Origin of the sequence: Sphingomonas sp. STIS6.2 (genome assembly GCF_000732685.2) — a bacterium.
GTDB classification, from domain to species: Bacteria; Pseudomonadota; Alphaproteobacteria; order Sphingomonadales; family Sphingomonadaceae; genus Sphingomonas; species Sphingomonas aerolata.
In genome coordinates, this window is the sequence record NZ_JPDP02000159.1 from 42,749 (window position 1) to 57,816 (window position 15,068).

The 15,068-nt window shown below is 64.2% G+C and carries 11 protein-coding genes; 8 read left to right on the plus strand and 3 right to left on the minus strand.

Annotated elements, in window-relative coordinates; translation table 11 throughout:
* Positions 1-162 precede the first annotated feature (162 nt).
* From sphst_RS15245 to sphst_RS15255, 3 genes are read left to right on the plus strand one after another with little or no spacing between them, the layout of a single operon-like run.
* Entirely contained in the window at positions 163-1,140 is a 978-nt protein-coding gene (locus sphst_RS15245; RefSeq protein WP_031394067.1) for an SDR family oxidoreductase, read from the plus strand.
* Positions 1,137-1,637 carry a DUF427 domain-containing protein gene (locus tag sphst_RS15250; RefSeq protein ID WP_031394066.1) on the plus strand — a complete coding sequence of 167 codons (501 nt, stop codon included), beginning with the start codon at positions 1,137-1,139 and terminating at the stop codon, positions 1,635-1,637. Before sphst_RS15245 ends, sphst_RS15250 begins: the two co-directional genes overlap by 4 nt.
* The gene (locus sphst_RS15255) at positions 1,634-3,109 is read left to right on the plus strand and encodes a deoxyribodipyrimidine photo-lyase (RefSeq protein WP_234387694.1); all 1,476 of its coding nucleotides are present in this window, start codon (positions 1,634-1,636) and stop codon (positions 3,107-3,109) included. Before sphst_RS15250 ends, sphst_RS15255 begins: the two co-directional genes overlap by 4 nt.
* A 389-nt stretch (positions 3,110-3,498) precedes the next feature.
* On the opposite strand, the gene sphst_RS15260 is transcribed toward sphst_RS15255, so the two are convergent.
* Both sphst_RS15260 and sphst_RS15265 read right to left on the minus strand, forming a co-directional pair.
* Complete coding sequence (locus tag sphst_RS15260; protein ID WP_159043672.1) at positions 3,499-4,098, minus strand: CC0125/CC1285 family lipoprotein; 600 nt, start codon at positions 4,096-4,098, stop codon at positions 3,499-3,501.
* Positions 4,099-4,156: 58 nt separating this feature from the next.
* Positions 4,157-7,444, minus strand: a complete 3,288-nt coding sequence (locus sphst_RS15265; protein ID WP_051916364.1) for a TonB-dependent receptor — start codon at positions 7,442-7,444, stop codon at positions 4,157-4,159.
* Here sphst_RS15265 and sphst_RS21360 point away from each other — a divergent pair.
* The 5 genes from sphst_RS21360 (at position 7,443) to sphst_RS15285 (ending at position 13,904) form a co-directional block, all read left to right on the plus strand.
* Complete coding sequence (locus sphst_RS21360; RefSeq protein ID WP_197975285.1) at positions 7,443-7,619, plus strand: hypothetical protein; 177 nt, start codon at positions 7,443-7,445, stop codon at positions 7,617-7,619. The two genes, sphst_RS15265 and sphst_RS21360, sit on opposite strands and share 2 nt — an antisense overlap.
* A 242-nt stretch (positions 7,620-7,861) precedes the next feature.
* Positions 7,862-9,391: a tryptophan halogenase family protein gene (locus tag sphst_RS15270; protein ID WP_031394062.1), complete on the plus strand. Its 1,530-nt coding sequence runs from the start codon at positions 7,862-7,864 to the stop codon at positions 9,389-9,391.
* 56 nt (positions 9,392-9,447) lie between these two features.
* Entirely contained in the window at positions 9,448-10,884 is a 1,437-nt protein-coding gene (locus tag sphst_RS15275) for a tryptophan 7-halogenase (protein WP_031394061.1), read from the plus strand.
* Positions 10,881-12,392, plus strand: coding sequence for a tryptophan halogenase family protein (locus tag sphst_RS15280; RefSeq protein ID WP_031394060.1), 1,512 nt, complete (start codon positions 10,881-10,883; stop codon positions 12,390-12,392). Before sphst_RS15275 ends, sphst_RS15280 begins: the two co-directional genes overlap by 4 nt.
* Positions 12,393-12,395: 3 nt before the next feature.
* Complete coding sequence (locus tag sphst_RS15285) at positions 12,396-13,904, plus strand: tryptophan halogenase family protein (RefSeq protein WP_031394059.1); 1,509 nt, start codon at positions 12,396-12,398, stop codon at positions 13,902-13,904.
* A 32-nt stretch (positions 13,905-13,936) separates the two neighbouring features.
* Here the strand turns inward: sphst_RS15285 and sphst_RS15290 are convergent, their stop codons facing one another.
* The gene (locus sphst_RS15290; protein ID WP_043156820.1) at positions 13,937-14,956 is read right to left on the minus strand and encodes a cupin-like domain-containing protein; all 1,020 of its coding nucleotides are present in this window, start codon (positions 14,954-14,956) and stop codon (positions 13,937-13,939) included.
* Positions 14,957-15,068 lie beyond the last annotated feature (112 nt).

Genomic DNA, 15,068 nt, shown 5'->3' on the forward strand with positions numbered 1-15,068 from the left:
AAGCTCGAGCCCGATACGGTGAGATGGGTTCTGCGGCGCTCGCGGGACACCGCAGCGCCTTCAGAACGTTGGAGGGGCTATGCATGATGACAGGCCAGCCCATCCGACGCGACAGCGTCCTCCCGCCGACGCTGTGCGGCCAAGCACCCCGAGCATGGTCCAATGAGCGGGGATCATACACTCGCCGGACACCGGGTGGTGATCACCGGTGCATCGAGCGGTATCGGCGCGGCCACGGCGGTGGCCTTCGCCGCGGCGGGCGCACGGGTCGTCCTGGGTGCCCGCGGCAGGGAAGGGCTGGACGACGTCGCTAGCCGCTGTGCCGCGGCGGGCGGAACTGCGATCGTCCGGCCCGTCGACTGTACCGATGCAGCAGCGGTGGCGACATTCGCTGCCGAGGCCCGCGACCTTCTCGGTGGCATCGACCTGTGGTTCAGCTGCGAAGGCGTTGGCGTGCTCGGCCGGTACGAGGACGTGCCGATCGCAGACCATGCGCGCGTCGTCGACGTGAACCTCGTCGCTCACATGAATGATGTGCACGCGGTGCTGCCGATCTTCCTGGCGCAGGATCGCGGTACCTGGGTCAACATGATCTCGGCCGGCGGCTTTGTCGCCACGCCGTATGCGGCGGCCTATTCGGCGAGCAAGTTCGGGTTGCGCGGGTTCAGTGCGGCACTTCGCGGCGAGGTGTCGAAGCGCCCGCACATCCATATATGCGACGTCTGTCCGACCTTCGTCGACACGCCCGGCGTCGACCACGCCGGCAACTATACGGGCGCACGGCTCTCCTTGCCGCCGGGTTCGCTCGCACCCGAGACGGTTGCGAAGGCCGTCGTGGGGCTCGCCACGCGACCCCGCAATCTCACCGCAGTCGGCGCGCCGGCGATCGCGTTCAAGCTGGGCGAGTTCGCGGCGCCGAACCTGCTGGCGGCGATCCTGAGCGGCTTCCTCGACACCTGGTCAGCGCGCGCACCCGACGGCGACGACAGCGACGGGGTATTGTTCGAGCCCGGCGTTCCCGCCGGTCCGGATGGCGGGCGGCGCGATCCGCATCGGGGGCGCAAGGTCGCGGCTGCGACGTCCGGTATCGCGGTGCTCGGCCTTGCGGGTATCGGCATCTGGCTCGGTCGTCGCCGGTGAGCGACAACGACCGCGATCCTTCACTCGCGCCGGGCCAGGAGAGCGTGTGGCGCTTTCCCCGCCCGGCCGTTGCCGAAGCGAGCGAGCGGTGGATCCGTATCGAGCATCGCGGTGTCCTCGTCGCCGATACGCGCCGCGCTGTCCGCACGCTGGAGACCAGTCATCCGCCCAGCTGGTACCTGCCGCCCGACGCTCTGAGTCCAGGCCTGCTTCGCCGTTCGGAGCGACGCTCGTTCTGCGAGTGGAAGGGCCACGCCGTCTACTGGCACCTGGCGATCGGCGGCGAAGTGCTGCGCGACGTGGCGTGGAGCTATCCCGAGCCGACGCCGGCCTTTGCGGTATTGCGCGACCATGTCGCGTTCTACGCCGGTCCGCTCGATACATGCATGGTGGACGGCGAGCAGGTGGTCCCGCAGCCTGGCGGATTTTATGGCGGCTGGATCACGTCGGACGTTGTGGGACCGTTCAAGGGCATACCGGGCAGCATGGGATGGTGACGGCCGTTCTGCCTGCCGGTCTTCGCGACTGGAGAGAAGCCCCACGGGTGCGGGCGCTGAACGATCGCGCGGTGAACGTCAGCGGCCGTTACGTCCTGTGCTGGCTGCAGCAGGCGCTGCGGGCTCGCGACAATCCGGTGATCGATGCGAGCATTCTGCTCGGCAATGCGCTCGGTTTGCCGGTTCTGGTGTATCATGGCGTGCGCGAGGATTACCCCTATGCTTCCGACCGGCTGCATCACTTTATCCTGGCGGCGAGCCGAGATCTCGGCGCAAGATGCCGGAGGCGTGGTCTAGCGTGTGTTCAGCACGTCGATCGGGCTGGGCACCGCGAAAAGGGTCTCGTGCACCGGCTTGGCGCCGAGGCGGCGGCGATCCTAGTGGAGGACCAACCGACCTTCGTCGCCCGCTGGCAGTCCGAGCGAGTCGCCGCCCGCGCCGCGGCGCCGGTCTATGCGGTCGAGGCCGCGTGCCTGGTGCCCCCGGCCGTGCTGGGCGGCGACATCCGTGGACGATCGGGGTTCCTGCGACGCCACGAACCCGAGCGCTCCAACTGGGTGGAGACGGAGGAGGCGGTGCCGGAACAGCCCGCGTACGCCGGGACGCTGCCCTTCACGCCAGACAGGTTGGAGACATGCGATCTCGACGCGCTGGTGACCAGTCTCGCAATTGATCATACGGTGCCGGTCAGCGACCTGCACCCGGCTGGTCGGGGCGCGGCAGAGGAAAGGCTGCGGCGGCTCGTGACCGAGGTGCTGCCCGGCTATGCATCAGCGCGCAACGACGCCACGCGCGCGGACGGCGCCAGCGGATTGTCGCCCTATCTGCACTTTGGTGTGCTCGGCCCGCGCGAGGTGATGGCCGCGGTCGCCGCGGCTGTTGCAGGTAGCAGGCACAAGGCAAAGTTCGCCGACGAGCTTCTCGGCTGGCGCGAGTGGTTCCACTACCAGGCGCGGGATCTTGCCGCGCCGAAGCGCTACGACCGCATCGCCGGCTGGGCAGTCGACACGCTCGCAGAGCATGCCGCCGATCCCCGACCCGAGCTGGAGACGTTGAGCGCGATGCTTCACGGCGAAACGCGCGACGAGACCTGGAACGCCTGCCAGAAGCAGTTCCTGGTCGACGGCTGGATGCACAACAATCTGCGGATGTACTGGGGCAAACGCATCATCGCGATGACGCCCAGCCCGGAAGCGGCATGGTCCACCGCCTGCTATCTCAACGACCGGCTCAGCCTCGACGGTCGCGACCCGTCGACCTACGGTAACATCGCCGCGACGTTCGCGGGCTCACCATCGGACCGCGAGCGACCGATCTACGGGCGCGTCTCGACACGCGGCGACGGCTCCACGCGCCGCAGGGACGGCGGCGACGAATGGCTCGCTGCCGCAGGGTCAAGGGCGGTGCCGCGGGTATCGGTTCCGGCGGAGGTGCCGGTTGATCCGTATCTCACCGGCGAGCCGACTATCTGAGCGGTCGTGCGACAAGGGGGGGCTTTGACCTGCAGATGCGGCCGAATAAACGCCTGCATTCCCGGCCTTTCCGTCACAGTTTCCCTCGCGTCACAACTGGGCCCGTCTTCAGAATGCCGATGATATGCTGCTTCACCCGTCCATTCCGGATGCGGATTCTGGCTCCAGATAAAGGAAAAAACGGGGACGCGTCACATCCGGCGCTCGCTGGCATTTTCGCGAATAGGTTTGTCAGAATCGCTAATAGTCGAGCGCCAAAAGTCTGAGAGGCCCGACCCGACCGAGCTAGCGCCCGACGAAAAAACGGGGCGGCCGTGCGCCGCCCCAAGGGGGGGTGTTAGCGACCAGTGTACCGGTCGATCGAGGGTGTCCGATCGGCACGCTGCTCGTTATTTGCGTTTTCCCCGTATCTGTTCGATCACGTCCGTAGCAGCGTATATCGTCGGCTGCGTAGTGAGCCCTGGAAACGAGGCCTGATCGCCCGATCCCATCTGGATCACGACCGTGGTCTGCGCAGACTGGCTCGGACGCCAGCGTTCCAGCACCTGGTAGGGAACGTCACCGCCGCCAAAACCACCCGTCGTAGGGCCATTGGGTACGGCTGCATCGGCCACCCCGGGAGGGCTGCCCGCCTGACTGGCCGACCCCATCGAAGCGCTGGCGCCGGTCCCTGTAGAGAAGCTCGGGCCGGTTTTGTCGCGCAGGTCAGAGCCGCCACCGGCAGCAAGGTCGCGCGTCTCGGCCTTGATGACTGCGAACCACTCCTTACCCGCATCCTGGGTGAGTTCCGCCGCCCGCAACATGGCGAATTTGGCGACATCATCGGGCTTTGCGCCTTTTGCGCCGGTGTAGACGATGGTCACCCTGCCGTCGGCGGCAACGGACGACTGATAACCAACGTCACTTGCCGCCTTCGCTGCCTTATACCCCTTTTGCGCAGCAGCCGGGGTGCAGATCAGCGCCGCTACTATCAGGACTGCATATTTCATCATGCCCTCCATCACGAAAGAAGATCGGGACGGTTTCGACCGTCCCGATCGCATAGCCTCAATACTGCAACAGGATGCCGAAGACGATTCGCCGATCGTTCAGGAAACTGAACCGATCATACAATTGTCCGCTCTGATCGATCTGCACGCGCGCCTTGCTCTTCGTGTCGAGGATGTTGGCGACGGACGTGCGCAGCGTCAGGGGGCCGATCCTGTATCGAACCGAAGCGTCAAGGAACCCGGCCGCTGAGTTGTAGACAGGGTTGCCCGTCACATAGTCGCGGTAAGTCGTGAGATATTTCGACCGCCAGTTATACGCCAGACGCATCTCGAGCGCGGAGTCCTGATAGATTCCGACCACGTTGAGGATGTGATCGGATTGTCCGAGAAGATCATCGACGCCGAACCGGAAAAAGGTCGTCTGGTCATCGACATTCCCGTCGCCATCACTGTCGACGCCGTTCGCAGGCGGTGTCGTCGACGAGTCGATATAGGTATAGTTTCCCTGGAAGCCGAGATGGCTCAGCACGCCCGGCAACTTGTCGAAGAACTGCTGGTAGCTGACCTCGATGCCTTTGACCTTCGCTTTGGCCTGATTCACCTGACCATTGTAGATGATATTGACCGTCTGCCCGTCAAGCGTCGTCGTTCCCAACGCCAGATCGCCATTCGTGACGATATTGGACAAGCTCTTGTAGAATCCGGCGACGGAGAAATATCCCCCGCGGAAATAGCGCTCGATCGAGAGATCGAAGCTGTCGGCCGTGGTCGGTCGCAGCAGCGGATTTCCGCGATTTACGCGGATGTCGCCTGCCGTGATGTTCTGGGCACCACGATCAATGCCGAATAACGGGTCATTCTCATCGGTGATCGGCGGGAAGTTTACGCGGTTCGTGGTCACGACATATTCCTGCGACGCGCGCAGGTCCTGTACGTTCGGCCGGCTCAGCCCCTTGCTGTACGCGAACCGCACGAGTTGCTGCGAGTCGACATTCCAGCGCAGGTTAAAGGACGGAAGCCAGTTCTCGTTGGTCTGCTTGAAGCTGATCGGTACAGCCGCCTGAGCCCCGTACGCGATTGACTGGGGCAGGAAGTCCGCGGGATCGTCGCGGCTCTCCGCATCATCGGTTCTGGTCCGCTCAAGAACGCCATCGCCATCGGTGTCGGCAAACGCGGGTGTCTGGGCATCGGCCACGAATGGCCGGAACGCCTGGAACCCGGTCGATCGCAATTTGGTGCGGACGTATCGGACGCCGAAGTTTGCGGCGATCGACATGCCGTTGTCGAACTCGTGCTTGAGATCAAGGCGAGCGTACGCGTTCGCCGTCTGCTCCGTGATATTGGACGTGTCCTCGGGGCGGAATATGGGGACCCCGAATTTACTGCCGTCGTCCGTACCCCTGGGCACCCAGTTGTAATTGCCGTTGGCCAGCTGCGGCTCTGCGTTCAGATATTTGCGGAATGCGGAATAGTCGTTGAGAAGTGCGGAGTTCGCAAAGACGAAGGTCTGGTTCGGCCCTTCGACCACGCCGCCCCGGAAGAAGTTGGCGAAGCTAATGGCTTCTGCAGCCTTGGTGGGCTCCTGAAAGGTGCCGACCACGCCGTAACCGCCGCGACCATCCCATGCAGGCGAAATGGCACCCCAGTTCAGCGCCATTTCCGAGTTCGTCTGGCTCCGCTCGGAGTAGCGACCGCCGAATTTGACGCTGTCGAACCAGCCGGCAAGGCCGTCACTCCCCGACACGTCGTACGCGGTATCGGCACGGAAGGCGTAGAGATCGCCCTTGCCGACCTGGAACTGGTCGGCCGCAAATTGCCAGGTCGCGCCGTTCAGATCGCCGGACGATGTCGGCGACGCGAGCGGATTGGCATCGCTGTCACCGCTGAAGCGCGTATTGCCCGGATTGAAGCGATGGGCCGGGTTGACCGAAAAGGCGATCCGCGGGTTATCGAGATCGGGCGCAATCTGCCAGTCGAGATAGGTGTTGAAGCCGCCCCAGATCTGACGCTGCCGTGCGCTTGCCTTGGTATATTGCCCGTCGACCGTCACCAGCAGGCGTTCGGTCGGCTGCCACCGCAGATTGAGGCTGAAATCCTCGGTCTTGCTTTCTTCCGTCCTGCCGATGCCGAGCGATCCGACCGGCGATCCGACCGCGCCCGTCCAGGCATCGATCCTGTTCGTGACGAAACCCGACTCCATCAGACCGCGGCGGATCGGGATCAGCGTCTCGCAGTCGCCCGGGTTCGAGGGGAAGCCGCCCGCGCCGCTGCACATCGCGACACCGTCGGACCCGAAACCAGGCTTCACGCTGAGGTTGCTGATCCCCGCCGTCGTGCCCGTATCGTGCTCGGGGAACCACTCGAACGTCCGCTCGATGCTGTCCGTGTCCTCCTCAACCCGGATATACTTGGCCGTGAGTTGCAGCGTGTCATTCTTCCACTGCAGTGCGCCGTAATAGCTTCGACGATCACGATCGACATCGTTCGTACGCAACTGAAATCCCGGCGTCGTACCAAGGATGCGTGACGGATCGACGCCGGTGAACTCGGACAGCTTCGCCGCGCCGGTCAGGCTTGTCTGCGGAACATTGCCGGTTGCGTCGAGCACGCGTGGAAACGGCGAATTCTGCTGCCAGCCGTTGATACGCGAACTCAGCTTTGACCGTGAAACCGACGCTACCACGCCGAATTCGCCGATCCCCGTCTTCCATCTGCTGCCGCCCGTGATGCTGCCCGACGGCGACGACTTTTTGCGAAGGTCGGTGTAGGTATTGTCCGCCGAGATCGCCAGAAACGGCTTCTGGCGATCGAACGGTTCCAGGGTGCGCAGGTTGATCGTGCCGCTGATGCCGCCCTCGATGAGATCGGCCGTCTGGTTCTTGTACACATCGACTGCGCCGATAAGCTCGGGCGGAATACTCGAAAAATCGAGCACGCGCCCGCCATTGGCGCTGAACGCGTCGCGCCCGTTGAACTCGGAGCGGACAAAGCCCAGGCCGCGGATCAGGTTGCCCTGGCCTTCGGGTGAGGGGAAGTCGGGTGACGCGCCGCCGGTCGCGAACCGCGAGATCGTCACGCCCGGGACGCGCCCGAGCGCCTCTGCCACCGACAGATCGGGCAAGGTGGCGATGTCGGAGGCTGTGATCGAGTCGACGACCGTGTCGGCGTTGCGCTTGATGTCTTTCGCGCTTTCGAGTGCGGCGCGGATGCCCCTTACGACGATGTCCTCGGTCGTCGTCTCGTCGAGCTCGGTCGTCTGAGGCGCGGTCGCCGGGTCGGTATCCGGCAAACCGGATTTCGGCGGCGAGGTCTGCTCGTTTGCCGGTGACGAAACCGTCTGGGCCATGGCTGGTGACCCGATCAACGCTATCGAGAGCGCCGAAGTTGAAAGCAGAAAGCGCTTGGTCGAGCTTGATAACGCCGGAAAAACCGAATTTTGCATCACAGCATCCCCTCTTTGTCCGGTTTGTTCCGGGCTTCCTCCTCACCTGCGCCAGCTTCTGAGTGATTTAAGCTTTTGAGCTCTTCATCACGACCGGTCGTCAAATGTAAGAGTAAAGCTACGTCCGCTTTCTGCGACAATCAAGGCCTGAATATTGGACAGAAGGCTTGTCATTCTAATCACTTGCTGTCGCGTACAACCGCGCTTGCCTTCCCGCCCTCAGGCTTTAATCAAGCGTAAGGCGCCAATAGGCGCGGGGAACAGGAGGGGCAGCGGCGATGCCATATTGTGGTGCACCCGCAAGATACGTGGTGGACGTTCGTGGCAGAACAGTCTGACATTAGCAGCATCTGCATTGTCGGCGGCGGCACCGCAGGATGGATGGCCGCGGCCGCCCTGGCGGCCAAGCTGGCGGGGCTCCCGATAGCGATCACCTTGGTCGAGTCGGACGAGATCGGCACCGTGGGCGTTGGCGAAGCGACGCTGCCGCATATTCGAGCATTCAACCTCGCGCTCGGCATCGACGAAGCGGAAATGATGCGGGCGACGGAGGCCACCTACAAGCTGGGCATCGAGTTTTGCGACTGGGGCCGCCGCGGCGATCGATATATTCACCCGTTCGGTGATTTCGGGCCGACGACCAACGACGTACCGTTCTATCAATACTGGCTGAAGCTGCGCCAATCGGGAGACCGGAGCCGGATCGACGAATATAGTTACCCGGTCATCGCCGCGGAGCAGGGCCGCTTTCGACGGCCCTCTGGTGACCTGGACGCCGTCGAGTCGACATTCGGTTATGCCTATCAGTTCGACGCGGGGCTCTATGCGCGATTTCTCCGAGGCTTTGCCGAGAAAAGGGGGGTGTCGCGCACCGAGGGGAGGGTGGTCAGGGTCGTACAGGACGGTGAAACCGGCTTTGTGCGCGATGTCGTGCTGACGAACGGCACGACGATATCCGCCGACCTGTTCATCGACTGCTCCGGATTTCGTGGACTGCTGATCGAGACCGCCCTGCAGAGCGGCTATGACGATTGGAGCGCATGGCTGCCGTGCAATCGGGCGATTGCGGTCCCGACGCAGAGCAATGGCGCGCTGCGCCCGTTCACCCGGGCGACCGCACGCACCGCTGGGTGGCAGTGGCGGATCCCACTGCAACACCGTGTCGGCAACGGCCATGTCTATTGCAGCAGCTTCATTTCCGATGACGAGGCACATGATCAGCTCGTTGCGGGGCTTGACGCACCGATGCAGGCAGAGCCGCGCCGACTGTCGTTCACGACGGGTCGGCGGCGCGAGTTCTGGAAAAAGAACGTCGTGGCGATCGGGCTGGCAGGCGGCTTCCTCGAGCCGCTCGAGTCGACGTCGATCAACCTGATCCAGGATGGCATCACCGAACTGCTCGCGGTCTTCCCGGACAAGGGATTCGCGGCGCGCGACATCGCGGAATATAACCGCCGCATAGGCCTCCACTATGAGCGCATTCGCGACTTCCTGCTGCTGCATTATGTCGCGACGCAACGCGACGACAGTGAGATGTGGCGGCATTTCCGAAATCTCCGCTTGCCCGACAGTCTATCCGAGCGGATCGACGCGTGGCGTAGCCGCGGTCACCTGATCCAGTACGAGTTCGGCCTTTTCCTGTCGCCGAGCTGGGTCGCAGTGTTCCTGGGTCAGAATCTCGTTCCCGAGCGGCATGATCCGCGCGTCGAGAACATGAGCGTCGATGCCCTGACGGCCAAAGCATCGGACGTGCGCGCGAAGGTAGATGCTGCGGTACGGCGGACACCCGAGCACACCGCGTTTATCCGGGAAAGCGGAGGAGCGGCGCGTCTGGCCGTTGCCGGGGCTTGATCGGCGCACCGGGGTCACCTGCTGCGTTTACCCACGGAAACGGTGTCAGTCACATCATGGTCTGCGGTGGAGGACTTGCCGCCTGGATGACGGTGGCGACGCTTGCGCGCCAGCTCCCGGACACCGTGCGGATCACCTTTGCAGAGATCGATAGCGATCACCGGTGCACCGACCTCTTCTACGGCACCGTCTCCGGTCCAGGCAGCTATGCGTTCAATCTGGCGGCCGGTGTCACCGAGCCCGCGCTCGTGCTCGGCAGTTCCGCCGCCTTTTCCTGGGGCAGCAAATATGTGCACTGGGCCGAAGGCGGGCGATCCTGGATCCAGTGCTTCAACCTGACGCTGCCGGTGATCGACGGCGTCCTGATGCACCAGTATCTGGTACAACAGGGCATGACGCGGCTTGACCCGTTTCTTCTCGGTGCAGTCGCCGGAAGCCGGGGCACGTTTGCGCATCCCCCGCGATCACCTGGTGCTGTCGGTCAGCAGCCGCTGGCGCGTGCGGAATATGGTTACCATTTCGACCCGGCAAGCCACGCCCGGTGTTTCGCCGCTGCCGTACCGCCCGGCCGCATCCACCATCTGAAGGGGGCGCTGACCCGGGTCGCGGTGGGCGACGGCGCGATCACCGGCATCGCACTCGATGGTGCCGACATGGTGACGGCCGACCTGTATCTCGATTGCAGCGGACCGTCGGCCGAACTCCTGTCCCGGCTCGATCCCGCGTGGCTGGGCGGGCGCGCGCTGCAGATCTCCGCAGACGACGTGGCCGAGGCCCGGCTCGGCCCGCCCGTTCGCAGCGTTTCGTTTCACTACCAGGGCTGGGCGGCACAGACGCCGCTGCGCGGATCGACGCGATCGCTGACGGTCTCCGATGCAACTGCGTCGTGCAACACGATAGGCAAGCTGAGCACGTCTGCGACGCTCGGGCGGCGCCGACGCGCCTGGGCGGGGAACTGTGTCGGTATCGGACACGCGGCCGGCATCGTCGAGCCCCTCACGCCGGCGCCCATGATGCTGCTCGAACGCGACATCGAACGGCTGATGACGCTGATCCCCGTTTCGACTGCGTCGATGACCGTCGAAGAACGCGAATATAACCGCAGGCATGGCGAGGATCACGATCATGCGATGCGCTTCACCCGCGCGCTTCTCGAAACGTCCGCCCTGCCGGACAGCGACTTCTGGCGCGCGGCGCGCGACACGCCGGACGCGGAACTCGAGCACAAGCTCGCAATGTTCGCCGAACGCGGGTTGCTCGTCTCCTACGATCTCGAGCCCTTTCATCCCGAGGACTGGCTGATTATGCACTTCGGTATCGGGCGACGTCCGCGACGCCATGATCGCCTGGCGGACCGCGCCGATGCCAGACGGGTCCGCCGCTATCTCGACGATGCGGCACAGCAGGTCGCGACTGCCGCCGCCGCGTTGCCGTCGAACCACGTCTATATGACGCAGCTGGAACGCTATCTCCGCCAGGATCCACGAAAATGACGCAGGCCCCCCTAGGATCCATCGTCATCGTCGGTGGCGGCTCGGCCGGCTGGATGACCGCCGCCGCGCTTTCCAGCCTTGTCGAAAGCAAGGACGTTTCGATCACGGTCATCGAGTCCGATGCGATCGGCACCGTTGGTGTTGGAGAGGCCACCATTCCGGACATGCTGGTCTTCAACCAGATGCTCGGCATCAGCGAAGCCGAGTTCATGCGTGCCACCGAGGCGACGTTCAAACTTGGGATCGAGTTCGTCGACTGGGGTCACAAGGGCGACCGCTACATTCACCCCTTTGGCCAGCACGGTGTCGACATGGAGGGGATCGACTTCCACCAATACTGGCTGCGCCTCAGAAAGGATGGCGGCACTGCACCGATCGAGGACTACAGCCTCTCCGCGGTGGCCGCCGGCGCCGGTCGCTTCGCCCTGCCCGACCCGAACCCGCGATCGGTGTTCTCGCATCTTCGCTATGCCTATCACTTCGATGCGACGCTCTACGCGCGATATCTGCGGTGTTACGCCGAGAAGCGGGGCGTCAAGCGCATCGAGGGCGTGGTGAAAGAGGTTCACCGGACCGCGCAGGGCGACGGCATCACCGCCGTAACGATGGACTCGGGTGCGCAGGTCAAGGGCGACTTCTTCTTCGACTGCACGGGATTTCGCGCGCTGCTGACCGGGCAGACGCTCGACATCGATTTCGTCGACTGGAGCGCGTGGCTGCCGTGCGACAGCGCGCTGGCGGTGCCGAGCGCGCATGTCGGACCGCCCCCGGCCTATACCCGGTCCACGGCGCGCCCCGCCGGTTGGCAGTGGCGGATCCCGACGCAACGCCGCGTGGGCAATGGCCATATCTACAGTCGAAGCTTCATGGACGATGACGAAGCGGAGAGGGTCCTGCGCAAGGGGGTCGAGGGCGCGCTTCTCGCAGTGCCCCGCTCGATCCGTTTCAAGGCGGGGCATCGGCGGCAGTTCTGGCGCGGCAATTGTATCGCGATCGGGCTTGCCGCTGGTTTTCTGGAGCCGCTTGAGTCGACGTCGCTGTATCTGATCCAGGAAGGAATCAGCCGCTTCATCTCGCTGTTTCCCAACGGGGATATGCCCGATATACTCCGAGTAGAATATAATCGTTACATGCAGAAGAAATTCGAGCAGGTGCGCGACTTTATCGTGCTGCACTATGTCGCGACGAACAGGGACGATACGCCGTTCTGGCGTTATTGCCGGAGCATGAGCGTGCCGGACAGCCTCCAGCACAAGATGGAGCTGTTCCGCGAAACGGGGCGCATCTTCCGCTATGATGACGAGCTTTTTGCCCGCCCGAGCTGGGTGGCGGTGATGCTGGGCCAGGGAATCATGCCCAAACGATGCGATCCGATCGTCGCGGCGCTGCCCGCGCGCGACGTGGCGAACAGCCTGCAGTCCATGGCGTCGGCGATGAAGGACGCTGCATCGCGCATGCCGACACATGCTAGCTTCATCGCGTCCTACTGCGCCGCGACGGAGGGCTGAGCGATGGACGAACTTGCCATTCGCAGGATCGTGGTGGTCGGTGGCGGCACCGCCGGCTGGATGGCGGCTGCAGCCCTGTCCCGCGTCCTGGGCCACGCGGTCGAGATCGAGCTGATCGAATCGGAGGCGATCGGCACGGTCGGCGTCGGCGAAGCGACCATCCCGCACCTGCAATATTTCAATCGGCTGCTCGGGATCGACGAGGACGACTTCGTCCGCCGCACGGCCGCGACGTTCAAGCTGGGGATCGAGTTCGTCGATTGGGGTCGCATCGGCGACCGCTATTTTCATCCGTTTGGCACCTATGGTCAGGAAATGGAGGGTTTGCACTTCCATCATTTCTGGCTTCGTCAGGCCCAGCTCGGCGGGACCCTCGAACTGGACCGCTTCAGCATCGGCGCCGATGCCGCGCGGGCCCAGCGTTTTCAGCGTCCCGATCACAGCCGCGCCGGCTCGCCGCTCGGGACGATCAGTTACGCGTTCCAGTTCGACGCATCGCTCTACGCCCGCTACCTGCGCGAGCGGGCCGAGGCCGGTGGCGTGCGGCGCACCGAAGGGCGTATCGTCGATGTCGCCCTCGACAGCAGCAATGGTCATGTCCAGGCGGTGACACTGGAGGACGGCAGCCGCGTTGCGGGCGACCTGTTCATCGACTGTTCGGGCTTTCGCGGCCTCCTGATCAGCGAAGCGCTTGGCGCCGGCTTCGAGGATTGGAGCCATTGGCTGCCCTGCGATCGCGCGGTGGCGCGCGCCTGCCGCCGGACCACCGACCCGCTTCCGTACACCCGGGCCACCGCCAAGGCGGCCGGCTGGCAATGGCGCATCCCGCTCCAGTCCCGCACCGGCAACGGCTACGTGTACTGTTCCGATCACCTGAGCGATGATGCAGCGCTCGCTGGGCTCAACGCCGCGCTCGACGGTGATCCTCTGTCGGAGCCCAACTTCCTGAAGTTCAAGGCCGGCGTCCGGCACAAGGCCTGGGACCGCAACGTCGTGGCGCTCGGTCTCGCGAGCGGCTTTCTCGAACCGCTCGAATCGACATCGATCCACCTGATCCAGTCAGCCATTGCGCGCCTGCTGACCAACTTTCCGGATCGTCGCTTTAACCAGCACGACATCGACTATTATAATCGCCGCACGCGCGTCGAATATGAGCAGGTGCGCGACTTCATCATCCTGCATTATGCCACCACGACCCGCGATGATTCGCCGCTGTGGCGGTACTGCCGGAGCATGGCGTTGCCCACGTCGCTCGAAGAGCGCATCGCGATATTTCGCGAGAATGGCCGGCTATATCGCCACGACAATGAACTGTTCAGCGAGACGAGCTGGCTCGCGGTCATGCACGGGCAGGGGCTTGTCCCCCGGCGCTACCATCCGCTCGCCGATCTGCTGCCCGAAAACGAACTCGACAAGCGCATGGCGCACATCGCAAATGCGATGCGGCTGGCGGTCGGCCGCATGCCGTCGCACCAGCAGTTCCTTGACCAGATCGGTCGCCCTGCGGTTTGACGCCCGGCCGGCAGAGGTGACGCCGGGAGGGCTTATCGCGCGCCTAGTGCGTGGAGCAGATACTGCTTGATGCGATCCGTCCGCGATGGCGACGCCGCCCCGAGCACGCCGCGTGCTGCCTCGGGCAGGTGATCGGCAACCCCGCCGGCCGCGTCGTCGAAGGCATAGTGATCGAACCATTTCTGCCAGACCGCGCGTTCGCGCGGCGGTAGGTCGCGTACCGCCATCAGCGCATGGATCATCGCGGTAAACGGACTCGTGGCCTCGTGCCCTTCGGCCCAATAATTCACCAATATGTTGAGCGGCTCGTACGAGCGCACATTGTGCCACCAGAGTGCCGGAATGAAGATCGCGTCGCCTGGTCCCAGGTCCGCGACCAGCGCATGGCGCATTGCTTCGGCAAAGCGTGGGTAGCGTTCCAGGTCGGGCTCATCGGGGTCGACCATGCTCGCCGGCTGCCCCGCCATCGTATGATCGAGCGGCCCGACATAGAGATTTTCGAGCTGTTCGGGTGGGAACAGGACGAAGCGGCGACGGCCTGCCACGACGCACGCGAGGTTCGCTGAGCCGTCGTAGTGCGTCGAGATTCGGGTCGCGTTGCCAATCCACACCCGCGCCTTCGCGCCCGGTAGCGTCAGGTCGAGCGGGTTTGCCTCGCTCCAGCCGGGCAGGAGCTGTCCGGTTGGTGCGGAGCCAGCATAGAGGACGGGCGCCGCAGGATCGTTCGCAAAACGAAGCAATTCCGACAACAGCAACCGCAACGGAACCATCTGACGCGTGAAGTTGAAGCCCTGGACGGCGTCGTCGTAGAAGAAGCGGCCTTGTATCTCCGGCCGCCCCGCCATCACCTGAACGGGGACGCCGCCGTCGAACTTCTCCATATAATGCGCCGCGCTCTGGGCGCCGCCGCTCGCTGCCGCAACCGACGGCCAGGTGGAGACCTGACCACGCACGACGACCGGCTCACCACGGTTGAGGATTTCGGCTTCGAACGTCGCTGAGTCCACCCGCGCACGCTCGGCAAGCGGGCGCGCCCAGTCCAGATTGCTCACCCCTCGTCATCCTTTCATCCCGCCCCGCCAAGACGTTTGGCGCTGCGCTACCCAGGTTTCTCCGGATATAACTGGCTGGGAAGCTGGTGGCGACCGCGTATTCGATCTTCGA